The organism is Mesorhizobium sp. P3_B5, assembly GCF_056402815.1.
In genome coordinates, this window is record NZ_JBFUGR010000001.1 from 593,221 (window position 1) to 616,666 (window position 23,446).

Here is a 23,446-nt window from a genome sequence, read left to right on the forward strand (position 1 = left end):
CGGAATAACCGAAGCCGGGCACTACGCCGATAATTGGCGAAAACGGCTGCGCGCGCAATCTCCCCCGTCGGGGAGATGCCGGTAGGGCAAAGAGGAGGGTGGGGAGGCGGCGGCGCCCGGTCGCATCGCCGTCGCAAAATCGCCGTTCTTGCCGGAAATCATTCGGGACCAGCTTCGTCGCATGGGGGGGGCCATGACGAGACTATCGATCGTGGTAGGCCTGGTTTTTGCAAGTTCGGCGGTGCGGGCGGGCGACTTGCCCTATTCGCCCTCCGCCAATGTACCCGACTATGTTGCGACTATGACGGCAGCGGAAGGATCGGCCGGGTCCCATACGAGGATCGTCACACACCATGGCGGCTGGGTCCGCATCGACGAAGGCCAGGGCACAAGCTATGGAAATCCGTCAAAGCAAATATCAGTCTCTTTCCAAAGGGATGCGCAGGCGGGCCTTTCGTTTGTTTCGATAAGCCGTGAGACGTCTACGTCCTACTCAAGAATTCGCGGAGTGATCGAAACCGGAAAGACCGAGACGCATGCCAGCGAGCAATGCGATGTGCGGGAGGTTCTGCGGCGCGATCCAGACAAGAGGAAATGGCTGAGTTGCCTGACAGCCGACGGTATCGAGATTGCCACCAAGGTGTTTTTGAACGGCTCGCCGCTACCACCCACGACGCTTGTCAAACTCGAACGCCGGTCAGTGCCCGCCAAGGAGGTCGAGTTGCCTGCCAACTTGCTCGATGTTGCTCAATGGCTGCACTTCGACAACCAGCCGGCTGCAAAGGCCATCACACGGCCTCCGGATTTTTCCATGCACATGCAATGGAATGGTGCGGTCAGGGTACTGCGGCGGCATGCCCCGTGGATCTACGACGAAACATCGTATCCGGAGGGAGGACGAAAGGTAAGCATCCGGAACGACCAAACGGGGCAATACCTATTCTTCAAGGCCGCCAAGGGCGGCGAATTTGAGCAGCTCTTCATATGCAAGAAATGTCGACCCGGAGATTCGGTGTCTGTTCTCCTGGGCCGCAATGTCATCCCGGAGAGCATCGGTCGCACGGGCAGCGTTCTCGGCGAGGCCTGCGACTGGTTCAACATGGCACCGGGCACGTTTGATCTGGACCTTTTCCAGTGTCTGACGCGAGACGGAATCCCGTTGAAAATGGACAGCGGTGGGGCATGGTCGCCGCGTGAGGAATTTGTCGCCGATGAGGTCCAACGCCGGGACCTCAAGACCGAGGAGATCCTTCCGCCCAGCGATGTTCTGATACGATCGAACTGGGACATTCCCGGATAGGCCGAGATTGGCGAAAGGGCTCGAACTTGCGCCCGGGATCAGCGTTGAGGGCGAGGAACTCAGGCCGGAATAATGCCGAGATCCTGTGCGCCCCTTTCTGGCCTGCCGGCCATCTCCCCTACGAGCGGCGAGGTTATGCGCCCAGCCGTCAACCAATCGCCGGCGCCACTCCCAGCATGATGGATTTTGGCGAAATCGCACCCATATCTTGTATAAGGAGCTTTGAGCGTGAAACGCGCGCATGTGGCCCTTCTTGCCGCGGCTTTCGTGGCCGCTGTGGTCGCTTGTCCCTCTTCCGGACAGGCTGGCGGCCGGGAAAGAGTTGCGTTGAACGTCCAGATAGACGGCGCCATCGGTCCGGCGAGCGCCAGGCAGCTCAAGGAAGCGTTGGCGGTCGCCACAGGGCGAAACGCCGAGGTCGTCATCCTGCAGATCGACACGCCCGGCGGACTGGTCACCTCGATGCGCGAGATGATCGCCGACATCCTTGCCTCGCCGGTTCCGGTCATCGGCTATGTCGCGCCGGCCGGCGGCCACGCGGCCAGCGCGGGCACCTACATTCTCTACGCGACCCATGTGGCGGCGATGGCGCCCGGCACCAATCTGGGGGCGGCAACGCCGGTCGAGCTCGGCGGGCCGCTGCCGTCTCTTCCCGGTCCTGGCGGCGACAAGGACACCGGCAAGGACCAGAAGAACGCCACCGGGCCACCGCCGGCGGGCGACCCGATGATGGCCAAGGTGACGAATGACGCCGTTGCGTTGATCCGCTCGCTGGCCGAACTGCGCGGGCGCAATGCCGACTGGGGTGAAAAGGCCGTGCGCGAGGCGGCGAGCCTCTCGGCCAATGCGGCGCTGCAGGAACATGTCATCGACTTCGTCGCCCGCGACACCACAGAACTGCTGCAGCTGGCCGACGGGCGGACGGTCGAGGTGTCAGGCAAGAAGCAGGTACTGGCGACGAAAGGGCTGCCGGTCGAAACGCTCGATCCGGGCTGGTTCATCCGGCTTCTCGCCGTCATCACCGATCCGAACATCGCCGTCATCCTGATGCTGGTCGGCGTCTACGGCATCGTCTTCGAGTTCACCAGCCCGGGCGCGGTCGCGCCCGGCGTGATCGGCACGATCTGCCTCGTGCTCGGGCTCTATGCGCTCAATCTCCTGCCGATCAACTATACCGGCCTTGCCTTGATGCTGCTTGGCATCGCCTTCCTCATCGTCGAGGCCTTCAACCCCACCGTGGTGCTTGGGCTGGGAGGTGTGAGCGCCTTTCTGCTGGGGGCAGCTATGCTGCTCAAGATCGAGGGTCCCGGCTTCGAGATGTCGTGGGCCGTCATCGGCGCCGCCGCGGCCTTGACGCTTGGCCTGGCGCTGTTGACCGGCAGCTATCTGTGGGCGGCGCGCAGGAGCCTTCCACGCGTCGGCGCGCAGGCCATGCACGGACTGCCGGCCGAGATCCTCGACTGGTCGCAAGGCGAGGGCCATGTGCTGGCCCAGGGCGAGCGCTGGCGGGCGAAGGCCGACGAACCGCTCGCACCGGGCGACAGCGTCGAGGTGGCCGAGGTCAAGGACCTCGTGCTGACGGTACGGCGCCGGAGGTGAGTCTTTGTTTTGAGCATGTCCCCAACCGCTGCACATTTTGGGCGACATGCTCTGATGATGGAGCAAGGCAATGAGCATCGGTTATGTGGCCTATCTCGTTCTGGCGCTTGTCGTGGTCATGTTCCTGTCCGCGGCCATTCGCATCCTGAGGGAATACCAGCGCGGCGTGGTCTTCACGCTCGGCCGCTTCACCGGGGTCAAGGGTCCCGGCCTCATCATCCTGGTCCCCTTCGTCCAGCAGATGGTGAAGGTCGACCTGCGGGTGGTGGTCCAGGATGTGCCGCCGCAGGACGTGATCTCGCGTGACAATGTCTCGGTCAAGGTGAACGCCGTGCTCTATTTCCGCATCGTCGACGCCGAGCGGGCGATCATTCAGGTCGAGGACTTCATGGCCGCGACCAACCAGCTGGCGCAGACCACACTGCGCTCGGTGCTCGGCAAGCACGAACTCGATGAAATGCTGGCCGAACGGGACAAGCTCAACAGCGATATCCAGGAGATACTCGATCAGCGGACCGATGCCTGGGGCATCAAGGTCTCCAATGTCGAGATAAAGCATGTCGATCTCAACGAGAGCATGATCCGCGCCATCGCCAAGCAGGCCGAGGCCGAACGCCTGCGCCGCGCCAAGGTGATCAACGCCGATGGCGAACAGCAGGCGGCGGCAAAACTCGTCGAGGCCGGCAAGATGCTGTCTCAGGAGCCGCAGGCCATGCAGCTGCGTTATTTCGAGGCTCTGCACGACATCGCCGGCGAGCGCTCGTCGACGGTCGTGTTTCCGGTGCCGATGGATATTATCAGTCATTTCATCAAGCAGCCCGGCGAGCAGAAGTGAGTGGAGATTGGCGAAAGCCGGCGGCGGCGCCTGCCCGTCTCCTTGCCCGTCGCGTGGAACACCGCATTGGCGATCGCCGGCGCCACGCCGACAATGCCAGGCCGGTGCCGTCCTGATCTATCTCGCGCTCGTTGGCGTGTAGCCGAAGCGACGACGAAAGCAGCGATTGAAATACGACACGTCGCTGAAGCCACTCATCATGGCGATCTCGCTGACGCGCATGGCGTCATTGTGCCTCTGCGAGAGCATCTTGTGGGCGTTCTGCAAGCGCAGCTCGAGAACGCGCTCGGAGAAGCTGATGCCCGTCTCCTGAAGCAGGTCCTGGACATAGCGCGCCGACAGGCCGAGTTCCTTCGCGACGCCTTGCGCGGAGATTTCTGGGTCGGTGAAGCCGCCGCGAATTTTAGTCAGAATCGCTTGCGTCCGTACCGCACGTAGACCTCGCGCGTCCGCGTTGTCGTGCGCCGTCACAGGTGCAGCAATGGAGGCGGTGGCGGCGATCAGATCGGCAATATGATCGGCCACGAACTGCATGGTCAGTTGAGACTCGCCTTCTTTCTCATCGGCCAGAACGCCGACATAGGCACGAACAAGGGCGTTGATCATCATGGAGCTAGACACGACCGTCATCAGGCGATCCTCAAACCCTGAATATCGCTGACGCACGCGTTCGCGATCGGTCTGCACGGCGATCAGGCCGCATTGCCCGTCGCTCACTCGGATGATTGAGGGAGCGCTCTGCTCGACAAGAACGGACGCGCCTGGACTCAGATCGACGCTCCTTCCCGACTGGTCGACGCTGAGCGGGGAGTGTCCGGCATTGAGAAGCAACACGACATTGTTGGTGCTCTGGGCCGCAATGTCTTCAGTGGTTCTCGATATCGATTTGACAGTGCCGTGGATCGTGCCCACCGAAACGTCGCAAGTTCGAACAATCCTGAGCTCGCCTTCGAACGATCTGCCGATGGCCGGATCGGCACGCAGACGGGCGTAACCGGATGTCAGCGATGAGATCCATTGCTCTTTCTGGATTTGTTCGCCGCCGATCAGGTCGCTGGAATTGTAGATAATCCTGTGCAAGCATCATCCCTCATAGGCTGCAAGCAGGTTCCCCGGCCTGCATCGTAACAGCATCACGACCTCAACCGGCGAGCCGATGAAAACACAGTCTTTCGTGACAAGGAGCGCCCCCGCTAAACCCGCAGTCTCAAAAAAATCGAACGCGGCGCTTTCCATTCCAGGAATAACCCGCAACATTGATGGCTTGGCGTTCAACCTGTTGAACCCTTAATCGAGCCCAACCACGCTTGGCGTCACCCGAAAGTATGACGCCAGCAAAATCCTCCAGACGGCATCGGCGACTTTGCACCGAGCCGCTGTCAAATATTGCTGGTTTCATTTCTTGCCCGCCATCCATCATGCGAGGGGCAGGCATGCTGGGGTGTAGGAGAAACGGTGGAAAGGCTGAGCAGCGAAGTCCTTGGTTCGATTGTTGGCGATATCTACGATTGCGTATTGAACCCGGACGGCTGGGCCGAGGTGATGATCCGGATCACCGAAACCATGGACGCGGCCTATACCACCATCGCGCTTGCCAGCACCGCCGACAACCACGGCCGCTTCGCCGCCCGCTCGCCCTGGGATGCCGAGCAAATGCGCGCGCTCCAGGAGGATTATGACTTTGACGCAATTCCCGGACTGAAGGTCGCGGTCGTCGGCGATATCGACACGCCCGTTACGACGCTGTCGCAAATGAGCGAGGCCGACCTTCAGCAGACGCGGTTTTTTCAGAATTGGGCCAATCCGCAGGGATTGCGCGAAGGCTGCATCATCAAATTCGTTCATACACCGGACCGTATCGGCCTCATGGGATGCACCATACGGGCCGACAGGGGCATCATATCCGTTGAAGAGCAGCGTTTCATGGCCTTGCTCTCGCCGCATCTGCGCCGCGCGTCCCTGATTGGGGATCTGCTCGATCAGGCCCGCGTGACCGCCAGTCTTTATCGTCAGGCGCTCGACCATCTGGCCGTGCCTGTCGTGCTGACTGGTGCCAACGGAGCAATCCTCCATGCCAATGGGGCTGCCCAACAGATGCTTTCAGCGCAAGGTCCCATTCTGTCCAGGAACGGCCTGCTCCAGGCGCAGAATCCGGCGGTGGTCCTCGCCCTGCAGCAAGCGATCGCCGGTGCCGCGAGCGCGGATGCCTCGCTTGGGTCGCGGGGCATAGGCCTGCCTATTTCGGCCCCGGGCCAACCGCCCGCCGTCGCCTATATCTTGCCGTTGACCGAAGGAACCGCGCGCGCGGCTTTCCGGCCTGCCTGTGCTGCTGTCTTCGTGTCGACCACGACGTCCTCCTCGCCACTGCCGGAAGCCGTTCTCACCACGCTGTTCGACCTGACGCCCGCGGAGGCGCGGGTCCTGCTGCGGATCGGCAGCGGCTTGTCCGCGCCCAGGAGCGCTGTGTCGCTCGGCATCGGCGAGAACACCTTGAAGACCCACCTCAACCGGATCTTCGCCAAGACCGGCACGCGGCGCCAGGCCGATCTCGTCAAACTCATTTCGGACATGGGCGCCCCCCTCGCTGCTCCCGGATCATAGTGGCTGGCCGGCCGAGGCTGCCAGTCTCCTCCTTGCGGAAGGATCGGCAGCTTCCCGACGCGCGGCGCGCGCCGATCGGGTGCGGCTGATTTGCCACACCGGTCGGGAAAGTGCCTCGGCGCGTTTCAGGACAATTCCAGTGCGGTCCAGCCCAAGACGCACGGCGCCCGACAATGCAACACCGGAGCGCCGACAACAGCTGGATCTCCGCGAAGCATTTCCGCGGCGGGGAACGCAACATTTCTGGGGCAGCACATTGACAATGAAAACAATACTTCTCGCGACAGCCATCCTTCTCGCGCCCGCCGGCGTTGCATCCGCGGCCGACCTCAGTGAGGGTTCGCCTGTCGCCGGCTACGACTGGTCCGGCCTCTACGCCGGCGTACACTTCGGCTACGCAGCCGGAAGCTCCGATCTTCTGATCTCCGGCGGCGGTGGTGGGGGTGGCGATCTCCACAGTGCCATCGATCCGGACGGCTTCATTGGCGGCATCCACATCGGCTTCAATCAGGAAATGGCGAGCCGCTTCGTGCTCGGTGCCGAAGCCGACCTGACGTACAATGCCGTGGATGGACTGACGACCTTCGCCAGCGGCAGCGGCGCGCTGGTCAAGGGCGAGGTCAAGTGGTCAGGTTCGGCGCGGCTGCGGGCTGGCTACGCTTTCGATCGGACCTTGCCCTTCATCACTGCTGGCGTGGCTGCGGCCAAGTATGAAGTGCTCGTGATCACTGGCGGCCCTGCCGGTGACGTCCCATTCCATGAAGAGACCCATGTTGGCTGGACGGTTGGAGGCGGCGTCGAGCACGCCTTCACCGACAAGTGGATCGCTCGGGTCGAATATCGCTACTCCGACTTCGGCAGCAAGGCTCTCTCGGCGGCGGATGGCCTTGCCACCGAAACGCACGTCGACCTCCAGACGCACGATATCCGGGTCGGGCTCAGCTACAAATTCTGATCTGCCAGACCGAGCAAAACCCCGCGCCGGCCTTTGCCGTCGCCGGGGGAAGGAAACTTTCCTGGGACAGCAAACAGACGATGAAAACCATTCTTCTTGCTATGGCTTTTATTCTTGCACCTGTCACCCTGGTGTCCGCGGCGTACGCCAATGAGGATCTATCGGTTGCCGCCACCTACAACTGGTCCGGCGCCTACATTGGCGCGCAGGCCGGATACGCGTGGGGAGATGCAAGGGTCGGGCAGACCTTTGCACCGGGCAGCTTCGACAACTACGGATGGGGCTACAGTCCGTCCGGTGGCTTCGGCGGCCTGTACGCCGGCTTCAACCATCAGTTCGACGGCGGGTTGGTTCTCGGCATCGAGGGCGACTACAGCTTCGCCAGCGTGAAGGACACCACGCTTTATCGGGCGCTCGGCGTTGATGACCCTGCCTTTGGCGGCGTTCTCGAGTTGGATTCGGTCGGCTCCGTTCGCCTGCGGGCCGGCTACGCGATGGATCGGTGGCTTCCGTTTGTGACCGGCGGCCTGGCGGTGGCAAGTTACAAGCACACCACCGTTGACATTCCGGGCGGTCCCTACGCTGACGCCAAAGATACGATCGCGGGCTATGCGCTCGGTGCCGGTGCCGAATATGCCGTCACCGACAATTGGGTGGTTCGCGGCGAATACCGCTTTGCCGATTTTGGCCGCCACACCTCTGTGCGTCACTCGACCTTCGACGGGGCTCCTATCGGTTCGGATGCGATCGAACTGACGACGCACGATATCCGCATCGGTGTCGCCTACAAATTCTGATCCGCTGCTCATTTTCCATCTCCGGGCGCCGGTCCGGAACAGAATCGCATTTCGTATTTGAGGGCCTTCATGCTTCGTTGTTCAACCGTCGTCGCGTCACTAATCGCAGCGACATCCGCTTACGCGGCGGACACCGTCCAGCCGCTCGCCGTGGAGGCGGTGGCGACACCGCATATTTCCGGCTATGGCGAACTCTATCTCGGCGGGCTTCGCTTTGTCGGTGACGACTACACGACCCGGGCCGGCGGCGGTGCCGCGCGCGTCAACGTCGCGTTTGCGCAGCGCTGGAACCTGCAAGGCGACGTGACCTACGACCGCATCTGGGGCCATTATGCCCCTCTGGACGAGACGCGCGGCGCGGCTCACGTCTACTACCGTGATCCCGACAGCTTCGTCGCCGGCGTCTTCGCCGCCTACACGTCATTCGGCATCGACAGCGCGGTAACGGCGTACAATTATGCGGTCGGCCCGGAAGCCCAGCTCTATCTCGGCAATCTGACCCTCTACGGCCAGGCCAGCATAGGTCAGCTCACCATCAACGCCTTTCGTGGCAACCAATGGGGTGTGCACGCCACGGCGCGCTATTTCGTTCAGAAGAACCTTCGCCTCGATGGCGAGCTCGCCTTCAACAGAACTCAATACAGCGTCAACGAGGACGTATTCGGCGTTGCTGTCCAGGCGATGTACCGTTTCGACGAAACACCCTGGTCGCTGTTCGGCCGCTATCAATTCGAACGGACGAAAGTCGAAACGTTCAGCCACGACACCAGGGCCAACAAGTTCGTCATCGGCCTGCGCGCCAGCTTCGGCAGTGACTCGCTGTTCGACGAAGATCGCAACGGAGCGACCATGGACACCTACAGGCCCGCCTCGGCGATCAATACGAAGTAGGGCGAAGAGACGGAGGAGCGCGTAATCTCCCCCCTTGAGGGGGAGATGGCCGGCAGGCCAGAGGGGGTCGGCACGGCGGGGCTCGACCTACCGCGGCAGAGAGAGGTGGCGCTCTACGCGCGACGACCCCCTCTGTCGCCTTCGGCTCCCCCTCGAGGGGGGAGTCGGCGGCTTCGCCTCAAATCAGCTTCTCCAGCGTGATCGGCAAATCCCGCACCCGCTTGCCCGTCGCATGGAACACAGCATTGGCGATCGCCGGCGCCACGCCGACGATGGCGAGCTCACCGACGCCCTTGCCGCCAAGCACCGAGGAATGCAGGTCGGGAATGCCGACCGAGATCACCTCGATATCCGGGATATCGGCATTGGTCGGCACCAGATAGTCGGCGAGGTTGTTGTTGATGATGCGGCCATGGCGGCGATCGACGATGCCTTCTTCCAGCAGCGCCTGGCCGATGCCCATGATGATGCCGCCCTTCCACTGGCTTTCGGCGAGTTTGGGGTTATAGAGCCGGCCGGAATCCAGCGCCGACACCACGCGCGACACGCGCACCGTGCCGAAATCCTCGTCGACCCGCACCTCGATGAAATGCGCGCACCAGCTGTGGCGGGAATAGTCGCCTTCTGTGTGCGGCAGGGCAGCCGCAATGGTGGTGTAGTTCTTGTAGCGATCGGCGGCCGTCGAATTCACCGGCATGGTGTCGCCGAGCGCCTCGATATGGTCGCGGCCGACGCTGGCGAGCAACTCGGCGATCGAGACATCAGGGCCGTCGCCGCGCGGCGATGCAATGCGGCCGTTGGCGACAACCAGCGTGTTGGCCTGCAGCGCATGGAAAGGCGAACGCGGATCGGAAATCGCCAGTCCGACCAACTGGTCGAGCGCGGCGGTCGCCGCCTTGTAGACGGCGCCGGTCATGACGCCGGCCAGCCTGGAGCCGCCGGCGACACCGGCGCGGGCGAAGCGCGAGTCGCCGAGTTTCACCACGACGTTCTCTGCCGGCACGCCGACCGTCTCGGCGGCGGTCTGCGCAAGGATCGTGTAGGTGCCCTGGCCCATGTCGATCGAGGAGCTTTCGACCTCGACCGAGCCATCGGCGAGAATGCGCACCATCGCTTCGCCATAGGCGCGCCGCACCGGATAGGTGCCGGCGGCGACGCCCCAGCCGATCAGCTGGTTGCCATCGCGCATCGAGCGCGGTTCTGGCATCCGCTTCGACCAGCCGAAGGCCTCCGCGCCAGTGGCGTAGGCTTCGCGCAATTGCCGTGTCGACCAGGCTTTTTTCGCGTGCGGATCCTGTTCGGCATAATTCTTCAGGCGGATCGCCAGCGGGTCGATGCCGACCTCGTAGGCGAGTTCGTCGATGGCGCACTCGATGCCGAAGGCGCTCGGGTTCTCTCCCGGTGCGCGCATGGCGCCCGGCACCACCGAATTCACCCGCACGACGTTCTGGCGCGAGGAAAAGTTCGGCGTCGCATACATGATCGAGGTGACCACGCCCAATGGCTCGACCCACATGCCGTCCATCGAAGTCTCATTGACGCCGCGATGCACGATCGACTGGATCTGGCCCTCGGCATCGGCGCCGAGCGCCACCGTCTGGCGCGTCGCGGCGCGTCCGCCATAGCCGGTGAAGGTCTGCGGCCGCGTCATGACAAGCTTCACCGGCCGGCCGAGCATCTTGGCCGCCACCGCAGCCACCGCGCTGTGGCCGAGCGCCAGCGCCTTGGAACCGAAGCCGCCGCCAATATAGGGCGAGACCAGCCGCACACTCTCGAACGGCACGCCGAACCATTCGGCATAGGTGCGCGCCATGCCGTCCAGCCATTGGCTCGGCTCCCAGACAGTGAGCTGATCGCCCTCCCAGCGCGCGATCAGCCCATGCGGCTCCATCGGCGCCTGGTATTCGCGCGGCGTGTTGTAGGCGGCGCAGATCCTGACCGGAGCGGCGGCGAACGCCGCCTGCGCATCGCCCCATTCCTTGGTCATGGCGGCGATCGGTATGCCGTCGCCGGCCTTGGCATCGCTGAGGTCGACAATGGCCGGCGTCTCGTCATAGCTGACCTTGACCAGGGCTGCGGCGGCGACCGCCTGCTCGAAGCTTTCCGCCACCACCACGGCGACATGCTGGCCGGAGAAGGTGATGTCGCGCGCCAGCGGACAATAAGGCACATCGGGCGGCGGTGTGCCGAACCAGTCCGAGGCGGTTTTCAGCGGCGCGATGGTGTCGGGCGTCAACACCTTGAGCACGCCGGGCCCTGCCTCGGCAGCCTTGGTGTCGATCGAGCGCACCTTGCCTGATGCAATCGTGCTCTCGACCAGCACGGCATAGACGAGCCCTTCGAGTTGCTGCTCGACGGCATATTTGGCGGCACCGGTGATCTTGGCCGGGCCGTCGACGCGCGACAGCCGCCCGCCGACGGCATCGCCGCCGCCGTCCGAGGCATCGCCATGTCGGATGTTGTGAACGGTCATGCCGTTTCTCCCATTTTGATTATGGCGCGGGCGACGACGCGCGGCGCCAGTTCGATCTTGTAGTGGTTGGCGCCATGGTCGACGGCGCCTTCCATGGCGAGCAGGCTGGCGGCCCGCACTGTGTCAGGCTCCAGCACCTTGCCCTTCAATGCCGCTTCCACGGCCCGCGCTCGCCACGGCTTGGTGGCAACGCCACCCATCGCCACGCGCAGGTCGCGGATCGTCCTTCCGTCAGCCTCGAACTCGACGCCGACAGCCGCACTCGCCGCGGCGAACTCATAGGATTGCCGGTCGCGCACCTTCAGGTAGGTCGAACGCCGTGCGGCGGCGGAGCCGGGAATGCTGATTGCGGTGATCACTTCGCCGGGCCGGATGGCATGCTCCTTGTCGGGTGAGGCGCCCGGGAGGAGAAAAAAGTCGTCGACCGGAAGCTGGCGGTCGCCGAGATGGACCACTGCGTCGAAGGCGACCAGCGCGACGGCGAGATCGCCGGGATACATGGCGATGCAGGCCTCGCTGGTTCCGAGTACGGCATGGCCGCGCGTCACCCCGCCGAGCGCCGAACAGCCACTGCCGGGCGTGCGCTTGTTGCAGGCGGGGAAATTTTCGGCATCGCGGAAGTAGGAGCAGCGCGTGCGTTGCATCAGATTGCCGCCGATGGTCGCCATGTTGCGGATCTGCGGCGAGGCGGCCTGCCACAGCGCTTCCGAGACGGCGGGGAAGCGGCTCTTGATGTCGGCATGGTCGGCGATGCGGCTCATCTTTGCCAGCGCGCCGATGGTGGCGCCGCGCTCATCGACGGTGATCGCGTCAAGCCCGTTGAGATGGGTGATGTCGACCAGCGTCTGCGGCTCGGCGACGCCGCATTTGGCGAGATCGATCAGCGTGGTGCCGCCGGCGAGCAGCATGGCGCCGGGCAGGGCGGCTGCCTCACGTGCCGCGTCGACCGAGCCGGCGCGAAAATACGAAAAGTCCCTCATGATGCGACCTCCAGTGCTGCCTGGCGCACGGCGGCGACGATGTGCGGATAGGCGCCGCAACGGCAGAGATTGCCGGCCATGTATTCGCGGATCTCGTCATCCGAGCCGGCATGGCCTTCACGGATGCAGGCAACCGCCGACATGATCTGGCCGGGCGTGCAGTAGCCGCACTGGAAGGCGTCCTGTTCGAGGAAGGCGGCCTGTACCGCGTGCAGTGTGCCGTCCGCCTCGGCCAGCCCTTCGATGGTGGTGATCGTGCGGCCGTCGACCTGGGCGGCAAGCGTCAGGCAGGCCAGCACGCGCTGGCCGTCGACATGCACCGTGCAGGCGCCGCACTGGCCCTGGTCGCAGCCTTTCTTGGTGCCGGTCAGGTCGAGACGGTCGCGAAGTGCGTCGAGCAGCGTGACGCGCGGCTCGACCTCGAGGTCGTGGTGGTGTCCGTTGATGTCGAGATGGATGGGGATTGTAGTGGTCATGGGCGTCTGGCTCCAGTTGCTTGACGCGGATGGGGAGTGATCTGGTGTCGGGGCGGGCGAGGGACGGCGGAGAGCATAATCTCCCCCCTCGAGGGGGAGATGACCGCGAAGCGGCCAGAGGGGGTCGCCTCGCGTCGAGCGCTAACCTCCATCTGCCGCGGGAGGTCGCGCCCGGTCGGATCGACCCCCTCTGTCGCCTTTGGCGACATCTCCCCCTCGAGGGGGGAGATTATGCTCTCCGCCGTCTGCGCCAATCTCCAGCGGGCAGTGCGGCCGGCTTGCAAGCTCTCAGCACGTGACATACCGGTTCCCCCTGATTATATGATGAAGGCACTCCACAAATCGGAGGCGCCTCCGTTTATTACGTGGGGGCTGACCGGCTATGGTTCAACCCCCGATCTGCATGTGAAGAAAAAACTTGCTCGCGGAGCCGTCCGCCATGCCGGGAGACGCCAGCCCGATCACCCGCCGCGGCTTCACCAGCGGTTCTACAACTGCGAAGGCGGCTGCGCCAATCCAGGCGGAACTCTGTCGAAGCCGAAACAAGGAGTCGATCGAGGCGCTGGTGCCGGGGCATTCCTCAATATTTGGCTCAGCGGCCGCGCCAACAAAAGTAACGAAAAAATTAAGCATTCATGACAGTGTCAACCAGCGCCTGAAGAATTGGCGCTCCGGTAATGGCGGGTGCTGGCTTATCGAGAAGAAAAGGATTGCTACATGTCATCCTTGTTCAACGCAGGAATATTATCCCTCAAGCGCAGTCTGATCATGCTGGCTGTTTTAGCGGCCGGCATTCTGCCAGCGCTGGCGTTGGACCCTGTCAGTTTCCCTGAGCCGCCAGACACGGTGGCGTTCAATGTTCAGAAGAACGGCGAGACCATTCCGGTCACCCTGCGACAGCTGGAAAAGCTCGGTCTCTACAGAGTTACAACCCCCAGTCCCTACGAAGAGGGGCAGCTTACATTTGAGGGCGTTCTGTTCCGCGATGTGCTCAAGCTCGTTGGATTGGAAGGGGCGGATTCTGTTGCTCTGCGCGCGGTGGATGAATATGTGCAGATAATTCCTCACGAAGACTGGACCGACGGTCCGCTCCTGCTCGCCACCCGCCAGGACGGAAAGTTGCTGACCCGGCGCACGCAGGGTCCGACCCGGCTGGTCTACCCGCTCACCGACTACCCAGCCTTCGACACGCCCATACGCAAACCACGATGGGTCTGGCTGATCAAAACGCTCGAGTCCGGCGGTTAGTCGAGTTCCGGCGTGGCTTCCATGGAACGATTTGGACAGAGAGGCTGGCGAGTTCCGCTGACCTACGGGACGGCCATTGCGGCTGCCGTCGGCTGCTCGGCCATACTGATAACCGTGTTGTTTCTCAGCATCAGCAAGATCGAATCGACGCTGCCCCGGTTCGGCTTTTTCGCCATCCGCGAGTTCCACATTGCAATACGCGATGTAACCCACCTGCGGGATGTGGTTTCGCTCGCCCAGGCTGCTCCCGGTTCGGCGCAAAGCGTCGAGCAGCTCTCGGCGGCAAACGACCTCGTCTACGTGCGCTTCGAGCGCGTCGACGGCCGTGATACAGCGAGCGAAATTCCCGCCTACGCAAATCTCGTGCCGCGCGTGCATGCAGCTGTGGCGCGGCTTGATACCATGATTGCAGGCGGGCCGCCTCTCGACGAAAAGAACTTGAAGGAATTGGGGGACGAGCTCGAACGGATCGTCGAACGAATGAACGACGAATATTATAAATACGGAGAGGAGGTCAACGTTGATCTCTTTTCGACGGAAAAAAGCCTGAAGAAATTCAACTATCAGATTGCCTTTGCTCTAACGGTCTTGTCGCTGCTTGCGATCGGCACTGCCGTGTTGCTCATCGGCCGCCGGGAAACGATACGGAAACTGGAATTTCTGGCCTGGCGTGATGCGACGACCGAACTGAAGAATCGTGCCTGGATGTCTGCCAACAGGGATGAGATGCTGGATCGGGCAAGGCTGGCCCGCAAGCAACTCCGGCTTTTCCTGGTGGACCTGGATCACTTCAAGAGCGTCAACGATACGTTCGGGCATCACATCGGTGATTTGCTGCTGAAAGCAGTCGCCGAAATCCTGCAATCGGTTGAACGGCCCGATGAAGTGGTCGCCGTCCGACTGGGTGGGGACGAGTTCGCCATCATGGCGATCGGGGAAGGGCCCTCGGTTGCGGATGGCTTCGGAGATCGCCTTCGGGAGAAATTGAACCGGTTTGCCGAACTGGAAGGCCATCAGGTCCGCATTGGAGCCAGTATCGGCATGGCCTGTTTTCCGCAGCACGGTTCGGATATTTCCACCCTGCTGCGCAACGCAGATCGGGCTCTCTACGCGGCGAAAGCGGACGGGCGCTCCGGTTTCGTGACGTTTTCGCCTGCAATCCGAAGCCGGATCGACATGCAGCTCGGTGAAGAAGCCGGCATCAAGCGGGCGCTCGATAGCGACGAGTTCTTCCTGGTCTGGCAACCGCAATTCGAGCTGGCAACCGGGCGCATGACCGGCGCCGAGGCCCTCGTCCGTTGGCACGACCCCATCTCGGGAGCGGTTCATTTGCCAATGTCGTTCATTCCAACTGCCGAACGAAGTGACCTTATACTGGAAATCGACAAGGTGGTGTTGACCAAGGCTTGCCTGCAGGCCGTTCGGTGGATGCCGATATCTGGCGATGATTTCGTTTGCTCGGTCAATGTTTCGGGCAAAAGCCTTCAGAACGATGGCTACTTCGCGCATCTCCTTGAAACGTTGCGACAGACGGGGCTACCGCCATCGCGCCTGCAGCTCGAAATTACAGAAGGGGTATTTATCCAGAACAGCCAAAACGCCTTGAATAGCCTGAAGGAAATCCGAAATATCGGGGTCGGTCTGGCGCTCGACGATTTCGGATCCGGCTATGCAAGTTTCGGCTACCTCGCCGATTTCGCGCTGGATCAGTTGAAGATCGACCGGTCGTTCATGAGCGATCTGGAGTCGTCGAAGAAAAAACAGAACATTGTTCGAGGCATTCTGGCTCTGGCCAACTCCCTCGGTTTGGCCGTCGTGGCGGAGGGAGTGGAAAACGCAGCGCAGCTTGATTTTCTGATCGCCGAACGATGCCGCAGCGCTCAAGGGTTTTACATGTCACGGCCCATCGAAGAGAGTTTGCTGACAAACCACCTGATCGCACGGCAGGGCAGGACAAGAGAAACGGACAAATTCAAGCTGAGCGTTTCTGCCTAGCCTGTGTCCGGCCCCGGCGCTTTCCGCAATCTGCATGGCGGCTCATTCTTGCCGACTGGCCACGGCAAGGCTTGCAGGCTCGAAGGACATGACATACTCGATTCCGGTGTCGTGGATCTGAAGGTCCGAAATTCGCAACCGATGAAATCGGAGACGCTTCGTCTATTTGGGTTCAAGCCCCGGATCACAATTGGAGAAGAAATTGGCTGCCGAGCCGCCCGCCACGCTTGCCGACAAACCCGAAGCCGCCGGGGCAAAACCCCTGCGCGCCGACGCGCGGCGCAATCGCGACGCGCTGGTCGAGGTCGCGGCAAAGGCCTTTGCCGCTGAAGGTGTCGATGCCTCGCTGGAGGAGATCGCGCGCCAGGCCGGCGTCGGCATCGGCACGCTCTACCGGCACTTTCCGACGCGCGAGCATCTGGTCGAGGTCGTCTACCGGCGCGAAGTGGAGGGGCTGTGCGCGGCCGCCGACGAACTCGCCAGCCACCATCCGGCCGACGTCGCGCTCGAACAATGGATGCAGCGCTTCGTCGACTACATCGCCACCAAGCGCGGCCTGGCCACCAGCCTGCGCCTCTTGCTCACCACCAACTCGACCCTGTTCTCCGACAGCTCGGGCCGGGTGACGCTCGCCTTGCGGCAACTGGTCGAGGCGGCGGTGGCCGAAGGTTCGATCCGCAGCGACGTCGACAGCTCCGATGTGCTGCACGCGCTGTCGGGCATCTATTCGGCGCCCGACACCAAGGACTGGCGCGACCGTTCCCGCCGGCTGGTGTCGCTGCTGATGGACGGGTTGCGGTTTGGGGCAGGGAAGGCCGCGAAGGGTGGTGGGTGAGAAGGCTAGGCGCTGAGGCGCAGCCGGGCCCCTGACCTTGCATTCGGTGCACGACACCATCCCCGGCGCGTCCGCCCGCGCCGGCTGGCTTCACTGTAAAATCGGACTGACCCTAGCGGCTGAGCGAACTACCCTTTCGCTTCCACCAGGATCACCAGCGACTCCGGCACCACGCCATCGTGGGCCATCGCGTCGGCGGCTGCCTTGCTCTGCATCAAGGCCCCAAGCTTGTCCATATCAGGAACGTCCATCATCACAGCCACCCGTTTCGGGTTCTGCGGATCGACGAACGTGCGGATGTTAGTGATCCCGAGCGAGCCGAAGATTTCCTTGCGCTTCGGTGACGAGAGCCAGTGCTTGCTGTCTTTTGTGATGTTGTGATGGCCAATAACGGTTGGCATGGCATCCTCCCAAGGTGGCGCCGCGGGTCGAAATCGCCCGCCCTTTGCTGCGATCCACCTACGCGGCGAGTGAGCGCCGTTTCTTCCAAGCTGTCAATTAGCGGTTGCTGATGGACGACCTGGTCAACCGCTCCAGCCGCCGCCGCCGCTGCCGCTGCCGCTTCCTCCGTTCCCGCCTCCCATGGTGGGAATGACAGGTTGCGTCACTGGGGCTTCCTCGGTCGGCACTATCACTTTCTTGGTGACCACCTTTTTGGCGACCGCGTTCTTGTACTTGACAACCTTTGGCGGAGGCGTCGTGCGAATGACTTTCCGCTGTGGCGTTGGTTCAACCGCGGGCAACAGCGACGTGCAGCCCATGAGTCCAGCCAGGAGGCCGGATAGAATGGTTCCGATGAATGCTTGCTTCAATGCCCTGCCCACGATTGCCTCCTCGTTGCTCAAAACAAGTCCCGACGCGGATTGGCTTCTTCCCAGACCGCCCTGGCTGCCTTGACCAGTTGAGTGTCCAGCGAACCGGACGCGGCGATCTTCGATTTGAGTTCCTGGCGCAGCTCTTTCAACGCCGCCGTTTTCGGCTTCGCGCCGAATTGCGCCAGGACCTTCGGGGCGTCCGGCAGCTCCTTGCGGACATCGAGCGCAACCGCGAATGCAAGGAAACGCACGGCAACGACCTGATCGGCCTGGTCGCCCTTTGCCATTTCAAGAGCCGCGCGATCATAGGCACTGGACGGATCGCCCCGCGCTGTCGCCAGTTCAAACAGTCTCTGCGCTTCAGCGAGATTTGGTTCCACACCCGCGCCGTCCCGGTACATGCGCGCAAGACTACCTGGAGCGTAAGGCTGGCCGAGGTCCATGGCCTTCTGAAAAAGCTCCAGCGCCGTCTTCGGATCCTTGTCGATGCCCTGGCCGCTGAGGTAATTGCGGCCGAGCAGGTTCATCGAATACATGTCCTGCCGCTGCACGCCGGCCTGCAGGAAGGCAACAGCGCGTGCCGCATCGGCGGGCACGCCGTTGCGGCCTTCGGTGAAGATCGCAGCGAGATCGTTCATGGCATAGGTGTGCCCCATCGCCGCCGCCTTGAGCAGCAGGTCCAGCCCCTTGCTGGTATCCGGCTTGACGCCATAGCCATTGAACAGAGCGCGGCCCCACGCGGTCATGCCGTAGGGATCGCCCTTGTCGGATGCCGCCTTGTAGAGGGCATTGGCCTGCTCGCGGTCGACGGCCATTGCGGTGCCCGTCGCGTAGAGGTAGCCGAGTTCGAACACGGCGCGCACATGCCCCTTCTTGGCGGCGTCCTCGATGGCAGTCCTGGCGTCATCGACGTTGCCGGCCGCAAGCAGCGCACGCCCCAGTTCGTAACGGAAGCGGGGGATATCGGGGTAAGCCTTCACCGCGGCCTCGCAGACCTCCACCGCCTTGGTACCGATTTCATTCGGCAGCAGGCCGGCAACGACGCCCTGCAGATCGAGCGGTTCGCCGGCGGCCGTATCACAAGGGTCGACAGTCGGCGACAGTTTCATCGCGGCGGGCCTGGCTGTGCTGCTGTCGGCCCGGATTTCGAAGCCGACCTCGACCGGCGCGCCGGCCCCGATCTGGGGTTCGTAGCGCAAACGGTCGACTTCACCGGCCATCAGGTTCGACTCGGGCGACAGCGTTCGATCCGGCAGCGATAGCGTTCCGGTTGCGGGATATCCCGAAACCTTCAGGCTGACCGCCGGATCGTCCGTCGGGAAATCCAGGTTCAGCGCGACCGGGCCGACGCCAACGGGAACATCGATGTTGCGGTTTTCGATGGCCTCGGCGGCACCGGTGATATGAATGCCGCGCTCCAGCACCTCTTGCTTCTGCTTCGCCTCGAGCGAGGCCATGACCTGTTGGCCCGCAGCACCTTCGCCGCTTTTGACGCGGAATATCAGGAGACCCTGGGTTCCGTTGCCCCACTCGTCATGCGTGGCATAGGCCAGCATATCCACTTCGTCCTGCGCGGCGCCCCCCTTGGGGACGTCCATCTGCAGGCGCGGCATGTCCTTGCCCTGGATCGGCTCACCCGTCGCCACAGCCTTGCCGTCCAGCATCAGCCGTCCCAAAGCGGGCGGCCTTTCGATGCTGATGGTGATGCTGCCGCCGTCGACATCTACGGGTTCGGGCAGGCCGAGATCGACAGGGCCGACCCCCGACAACACGACCTTTTCCAGTACCGGCGGCAGCGAGGGCCGGTTGCTGCGGCGCATCAGCACGACGTCGTCGATCAGCGACGAGTTTTCCCAGGGCACCTGCAGACCCTTCGTGGCTTCCACCACATCCCGGCGCACCGCCGACATGACCGTGTGGATCTCCTGGTTCGGGGCAAGCGCACGACGCGAAAACGCCGACGAGAACGGGCTGACGTCGCCGCTGCCGTCATAGGCGACCGCGCCGGGTTCGGTGGCGAAGGCGATCAGCGTGTTCAGTGAGCTTCTCACCTGCGCCAGCCCGCTGGTGCCCGCGGTGACAAGCTGGTCCCGCAGCCAGTAATTGTTGCGCGGGAAGGGGTTGTTGCGGCAGGCGTCGAGGATGATCACCTGGATTTTCGATTTCGAACGCAACTGCTCCAGCACATCGTTGAGCTTGATGGCCTGGACCTCGATGTCGGCCGCCTTTTTCAACGAGGCATCGACCGGGATCAGGAAATTTTCGCCGCCGATCTGAAAGCCGTGCCCGGAATAGTAGACGACAGCCAGGTCGGCGCCGTCGACTGCGGCCAGATAGTCGCGGAACTGGGCCTCGAATTGCTGCTTGGTGAGGTTCTTGGCGACGAAAACCTCGAAACCGGCCAGTCGAAACGTGTTGGACACGTCGTCGGCATCCTGGGCCGGATTCTTCAGCGCCGGAATCTCTAGGTAGTCGGAATTGCCGATCACCAGGGCAACCCTTCGATCGGCGCAGGCCTCGAAAGTCACGAGGCTCGCGAGGATGAAGATCGCAATGAATCCGCAAAGTCGGAGCATGGCAAATCCCTTAACCGCTGCACCCCCATTGCCGACAACAACGCAGCTTTCGGCTTCGAGGTCTGTTAAAGAGTTCACAATCTGCCGAGACGGAAACAGAGTGAAAAGCCATCGCGACAGCGGGCACGGTTCTCGTCCGATCGGGCTCCAGCTTACCGCAGCGGCAGGGTGTCCGCAACAATAGGCTGCCGCTGCCAATGCTTAGCAGCGGCAGCAGCCATTCTCGAGCATTCCCCTTAGAACGGGAGTTTGATATCGCCCACCGGCAGCGGGCGACCGGCCGCCATGAGCGCGGCAACCGTCTCTCTGTCCTGTTGCCGGCGCTTCACCAAGCTGTTCAGCAGCCTGTCGAGGGATATCGCACCCGCACCGGAAACGGCGAGGACGAACATGCCGCCGGCTATGGCAAAATCCTTTTCGAAATGCAGCAATTCGTTCTGGCTGGCGAAGTTGCTGTGGAACAGGGCGGCCGTTGCCAGACAGAACAGTCCGAGCGCGACCGCGCCCAGGCGCGTCAGCAGGCCCAGCCCGACCGAAAGGCCAGCTCCCAGCTGCAGGGCTATGGTGGCCGCGAGAAGCGGCAGGCTGACGCCAAGTGCGGCCATGGCTTTCGTGGCACCCTCGAAATGCGTCGCCAGCTCCAAACCTTCATGCACGAAGAGCAATGAAAGCAGCAGGCGACCCGTCAGCAGGATCAAGTCGGTGAGGTGTAATTTCGAGGCGATTTGTGTCGGTGTCACGGGTTGGCTCCAGGCAATAGGGAAGGAGCAGGCGCCCTACGGGCGCCTGCCTGGTTTTACTTGGTCGCTTTGGTATCGATGGCCTTTTGCAGGTCCGCGCGTTCCTCGCAGCCTGCCGGGCAGAGCTGCGTCAGCGACGCCAGCTGCTCCCTGGCCTTGGCCATGTCGCCGGTCTCGACATAGAGCTCGCCGAGATATTCGCGCGCCGCCTTGTGGTCCGGCTTCAGCTCGAGCGCCTTGGTGTAGTAGGTCAGCGCAGTCGTGTAGTCGCCGGTCTTGCGCAGCGTGAAGCCCAGCAGATTGTAGACGTCGGCCTGCTGCGTGTCCTGCGCCAGGTCGCGCAGCTCAGCCAGCGCGCCTTGGTAGTCCTTGGCATCGATCTTGGCTTTGACGGCGGTGAGGTCGGGTGCATCGTCGCCTTCGATGTTGTCGACGGCGTAGGCAGGCACGGTGACGGCGACCGGAACCGCGGTCAACACGGCAACGGCGCCGAGCAGCGCAAACAGGGCGTGCCTGTTGAAGAGGGAAGGTTTCATTGTCTTTCTCGCTTTGTGGGTATTGCCGCGCTAAATTTGCACGGGGGTGAAGCCATACGCGTTGCCGTCCTTGACGAAGGTGCCGGTGCCTGGGAACGGGAAATGCGAGCCCGAGATGCGGATGTTGTCGGCAATCACGCGATCGATCAGCTTGCGGCGCGTGGTGATCGCCGTCGGCCCGTCCTGGTCGTAGCTGCCTTGCCACTCCGGATGCGGCGCCAGCAGCGCCGGCACATACATCGTGTCGGCCGAGATCATGATCTGCTCCTTGCCGGAGTTCGCCAGGTAGACCGAGTGGCCGGGCGTGTGACCGGGCGCAGCGATGATCTGGATGCCGGGCGCGACTTCGGCGCCGTCCTCGACCAGCTTCCAGTTCTTCCATTTCGGGAAGTTTTCGGCGATGCGTTTGCCTGCCGGCTTGCGACCCTCGGGCAGCTTTGCCAGCCGTCCGGGGTCGGTCCACCAATTGTATTCCGTGGCGTTGACGATCAGCTCGGCGTTCGGGAACACCGGCGCACTGGTGCCCTTTTCCATCAGGCCCCAGACGTGGTCGGGGTGGAAATGCGAAATCATGATGGTGTCGATCGTCTTGTAGTCGATGCCGGCGGCGGCCATGTTGGCCGGCAGATGGGTGGCATTGGTCTGCCATTGGCCGACACCGGAGCCGGCGTCCATCATGATCAGCCGCCCGTTCATCTTGAGGACGACGACGGTGAGCGGGATGGGCATGAAGTCGGTGGGTAGCCCCGCCTTGGCCAGCGCCGCCTTGGTGTCCTCAACCGAGACATCCCTAATGAAGGCCGGGTCGTGCGGCTTGCGCCAGATGCCGTCATAGATGGCGGTGATCTCGATATCGCCGACCTTGTATTTGTAGAAGCCGACGGTCGGCTCGACCGGCGTTTCGGCCAAGGCGGGACGAGTAAATTCCAGCTTTCCGGCGAGGCCGAAGGCGGCAGCGGCAGCCGCGGACCCAAGCAACGTGCGACGTGTCATGTTGAACATGATGATCTCCTGTGTGAAGCGGTGGGGGTGGGGTGGCGGAGAGCCAGTCGTGGCCCTCCGTCCTGATTGCTGACCCGAGAACCTCAGTTACCCCAGATGCCCTGGCCGTACTGAGCCGGCACGCTGGCATCGGCGTCACCCTGGACCTTCTTGGCCTTTCGGATCGAGCCGGTGTGCGAGGTGTCGATTTTTGAAACCGAATGGCCGGCGATCGGCTGGTCGGAAGTGTTCGAGCCGTAGTGGTCGCTGCCGGCGAAAGCCGTGCCAGTGGCAACGAGGATGGCGGCGGCGGTGAGGACGATCTTTTTCATTTCAACAGTTCCTGATTTTGAGAGGTGAGAGAAAGTTGTTCGGAGGTCGGGGCGCGTTCAGCGGCCCCAGAGTCCGTCGTTGTTGTGCCGGGTGATGATGTCCTGAACCGACCCCTGGCTCGGCCCGGTCGTCACCTTGGTGTCGACGCCGTCCTGGCGCGGGGTGGAGGGGATGGAAGCCGTGGCATTGGTGTCGACGGTAGCGACCGGCTGGTTGGCGTTGTTCGCGCCATGGTCGCTGCCGGCAAAGGCAGCGCTTGAGGCAAGCAGCATGGCAGCCACGCTGAGAGCGAGCTTGGTCATTTCGGTAGGTCCTTGTTTCGTTTCTTGGTTGCGTGCCGGGAAATTGGCCCCGCTAACTACAAGACCCGCGAAGGCATCCCTTTATTCCCGGGTGGCGCGAGATTCTTTTCAGAATCCCGAAATCAGCGGCGGCGTGCGCCCGGAACTGGGCCAGCCGATGCCGCACGAGCACGCACGT

General features: G+C 62.8%; 23 protein-coding genes. 11 read left to right on the top strand and 12 right to left on the bottom strand.

All coding sequences use genetic code 11. The features are described from left to right. Positions 1 to 193 precede the first annotated feature (193 nt). From AC1DVW_RS02885 to AC1DVW_RS02895, 3 genes are all read left to right on the top strand, one after another. Positions 194 to 1,300: a hypothetical protein gene (locus AC1DVW_RS02885; RefSeq protein ID WP_477321002.1), complete on the top strand. Its 1,107-nt coding sequence runs from the start codon at positions 194 to 196 to the stop codon at positions 1,298 to 1,300. A gap of 228 nt (positions 1,301 to 1,528) precedes the next feature. Continuing rightward, the gene (locus AC1DVW_RS02890) at positions 1,529 to 2,899 is read left to right on the top strand and encodes an NfeD family protein (protein WP_477321004.1); all 1,371 of its coding nucleotides are present in this window, start codon (positions 1,529 to 1,531) and stop codon (positions 2,897 to 2,899) included. A gap of 70 nt (positions 2,900 to 2,969) precedes the next feature. After that, on the top strand, positions 2,970 to 3,734 hold the full coding sequence (locus AC1DVW_RS02895; RefSeq protein ID WP_477242189.1) for a slipin family protein: 765 nt from the start codon (positions 2,970 to 2,972) through the stop codon (positions 3,732 to 3,734). Between the two features lie 117 nt (positions 3,735 to 3,851). Here AC1DVW_RS02895 and AC1DVW_RS02900 read toward each other — a convergent pair whose 3' ends face one another. Beyond that, on the bottom strand, positions 3,852 to 4,814 hold the full coding sequence (locus AC1DVW_RS02900; RefSeq protein ID WP_477321006.1) for an AraC family transcriptional regulator: 963 nt from the start codon (positions 4,812 to 4,814) through the stop codon (positions 3,852 to 3,854). A 375-nt stretch (positions 4,815 to 5,189) separates the two neighbouring features. On the opposite strand from AC1DVW_RS02900, the gene AC1DVW_RS02905 reads away from it, so the two are divergent. From AC1DVW_RS02905 to AC1DVW_RS02920, 4 genes are all read left to right on the top strand, one after another. Continuing rightward, on the top strand, positions 5,190 to 6,335 hold the full coding sequence (locus AC1DVW_RS02905) for a helix-turn-helix transcriptional regulator (RefSeq protein ID WP_477321008.1): 1,146 nt from the start codon (positions 5,190 to 5,192) through the stop codon (positions 6,333 to 6,335). A gap of 262 nt (positions 6,336 to 6,597) precedes the next feature. Continuing rightward, positions 6,598 to 7,290 carry an outer membrane protein gene (locus AC1DVW_RS02910; RefSeq protein WP_477321010.1) on the top strand — a complete coding sequence of 231 codons (693 nt, stop codon included), beginning with the start codon at positions 6,598 to 6,600 and terminating at the stop codon, positions 7,288 to 7,290. Positions 7,291 to 7,370: 80 nt separating this feature from the next. Continuing rightward, positions 7,371 to 8,087 (top strand): outer membrane protein, encoded by a 717-nt coding sequence (locus tag AC1DVW_RS02915; protein ID WP_477321012.1) that lies wholly within the window; start codon positions 7,371 to 7,373, stop codon positions 8,085 to 8,087. Between the two features lie 69 nt (positions 8,088 to 8,156). Beyond that, complete coding sequence (locus tag AC1DVW_RS02920; RefSeq protein WP_477321014.1) at positions 8,157 to 8,978, top strand: outer membrane beta-barrel protein; 822 nt, start codon at positions 8,157 to 8,159, stop codon at positions 8,976 to 8,978. 178 nt (positions 8,979 to 9,156) lie between these two features. On the opposite strand, the gene AC1DVW_RS02925 is transcribed toward AC1DVW_RS02920, so the two are convergent. Genes AC1DVW_RS02925 through AC1DVW_RS02935 form a run of 3 tightly spaced genes read right to left on the bottom strand, consistent with a single transcriptional unit; the run spans position 9,157 to position 12,907 of the window. Continuing rightward, positions 9,157 to 11,451: a xanthine dehydrogenase family protein molybdopterin-binding subunit gene (locus tag AC1DVW_RS02925; RefSeq protein WP_477321016.1), complete on the bottom strand. Its 2,295-nt coding sequence runs from the start codon at positions 11,449 to 11,451 to the stop codon at positions 9,157 to 9,159. Continuing rightward, positions 11,448 to 12,431, bottom strand: a complete 984-nt coding sequence (locus AC1DVW_RS02930; protein ID WP_477321018.1) for an FAD binding domain-containing protein — start codon at positions 12,429 to 12,431, stop codon at positions 11,448 to 11,450. Before AC1DVW_RS02930 ends, AC1DVW_RS02925 begins: the two co-directional genes overlap by 4 nt. Next, positions 12,428 to 12,907 carry a (2Fe-2S)-binding protein gene (locus tag AC1DVW_RS02935; RefSeq protein WP_477321020.1) on the bottom strand — a complete coding sequence of 160 codons (480 nt, stop codon included), beginning with the start codon at positions 12,905 to 12,907 and terminating at the stop codon, positions 12,428 to 12,430. The genes AC1DVW_RS02930 and AC1DVW_RS02935 overlap by 4 nt, the downstream gene beginning before the upstream one ends. Before the next feature lie 324 nt (positions 12,908 to 13,231). Between AC1DVW_RS02935 and AC1DVW_RS02940 the strand changes: the two genes are divergently transcribed. The 4 genes from AC1DVW_RS02940 to AC1DVW_RS02955 all read left to right on the top strand — a co-directional run bounded on the left by AC1DVW_RS02940 (position 13,232) and on the right by AC1DVW_RS02955 (position 16,985). Next, positions 13,232 to 13,546: a hypothetical protein gene (locus AC1DVW_RS02940; RefSeq protein WP_477321022.1), complete on the top strand. Its 315-nt coding sequence runs from the start codon at positions 13,232 to 13,234 to the stop codon at positions 13,544 to 13,546. 78 nt (positions 13,547 to 13,624) lie between these two features. Next, positions 13,625 to 14,155, top strand: a complete 531-nt coding sequence (locus AC1DVW_RS02945) for a putative pterin-binding protein (protein WP_477321024.1) — start codon at positions 13,625 to 13,627, stop codon at positions 14,153 to 14,155. 21 nt (positions 14,156 to 14,176) lie between these two features. Then, positions 14,177 to 16,150 carry a putative bifunctional diguanylate cyclase/phosphodiesterase gene (locus AC1DVW_RS02950; RefSeq protein ID WP_477321580.1) on the top strand — a complete coding sequence of 658 codons (1,974 nt, stop codon included), beginning with the start codon at positions 14,177 to 14,179 and terminating at the stop codon, positions 16,148 to 16,150. Between the two features lie 202 nt (positions 16,151 to 16,352). Continuing rightward, entirely contained in the window at positions 16,353 to 16,985 is a 633-nt protein-coding gene (locus tag AC1DVW_RS02955) for a TetR/AcrR family transcriptional regulator (RefSeq protein WP_477321026.1), read from the top strand. A 128-nt stretch (positions 16,986 to 17,113) separates the two neighbouring features. Here the strand turns inward: AC1DVW_RS02955 and AC1DVW_RS02960 are convergent, their stop codons facing one another. The 8 genes from AC1DVW_RS02960 to AC1DVW_RS02995 form a co-directional block, all read right to left on the bottom strand. After that, positions 17,114 to 17,386, bottom strand: a complete 273-nt coding sequence (locus tag AC1DVW_RS02960; RefSeq protein ID WP_477321027.1) for a hypothetical protein — start codon at positions 17,384 to 17,386, stop codon at positions 17,114 to 17,116. A gap of 123 nt (positions 17,387 to 17,509) precedes the next feature. Further along, a complete protein-coding gene (locus AC1DVW_RS02965) occupies positions 17,510 to 17,809 on the bottom strand; it encodes a hypothetical protein (RefSeq protein WP_477321029.1) in 300 nt (99 codons plus the stop codon). Between the two features lie 17 nt (positions 17,810 to 17,826). Then, positions 17,827 to 20,376 (bottom strand): caspase family protein, encoded by a 2,550-nt coding sequence (locus AC1DVW_RS02970; protein WP_477321031.1) that lies wholly within the window; start codon positions 20,374 to 20,376, stop codon positions 17,827 to 17,829. Between the two features lie 236 nt (positions 20,377 to 20,612). Then, positions 20,613 to 21,116 (bottom strand): DoxX family protein, encoded by a 504-nt coding sequence (locus AC1DVW_RS02975; RefSeq protein ID WP_477321033.1) that lies wholly within the window; start codon positions 21,114 to 21,116, stop codon positions 20,613 to 20,615. A gap of 56 nt (positions 21,117 to 21,172) precedes the next feature. After that, on the bottom strand, positions 21,173 to 21,652 hold the full coding sequence (locus AC1DVW_RS02980) for a tetratricopeptide repeat protein (protein ID WP_477321035.1): 480 nt from the start codon (positions 21,650 to 21,652) through the stop codon (positions 21,173 to 21,175). Positions 21,653 to 21,682: 30 nt separating this feature from the next. Then, a complete protein-coding gene (locus tag AC1DVW_RS02985) occupies positions 21,683 to 22,654 on the bottom strand; it encodes an MBL fold metallo-hydrolase (protein WP_477321037.1) in 972 nt (323 codons plus the stop codon). 83 nt (positions 22,655 to 22,737) lie between these two features. Next, on the bottom strand, positions 22,738 to 22,965 hold the full coding sequence (locus tag AC1DVW_RS02990; RefSeq protein ID WP_477321038.1) for a DUF680 domain-containing protein: 228 nt from the start codon (positions 22,963 to 22,965) through the stop codon (positions 22,738 to 22,740). 57 nt (positions 22,966 to 23,022) lie between these two features. Then, positions 23,023 to 23,268: a DUF680 domain-containing protein gene (locus AC1DVW_RS02995; protein ID WP_477321040.1), complete on the bottom strand. Its 246-nt coding sequence runs from the start codon at positions 23,266 to 23,268 to the stop codon at positions 23,023 to 23,025. Positions 23,269 to 23,446: the final 178 nt, after the last annotated feature.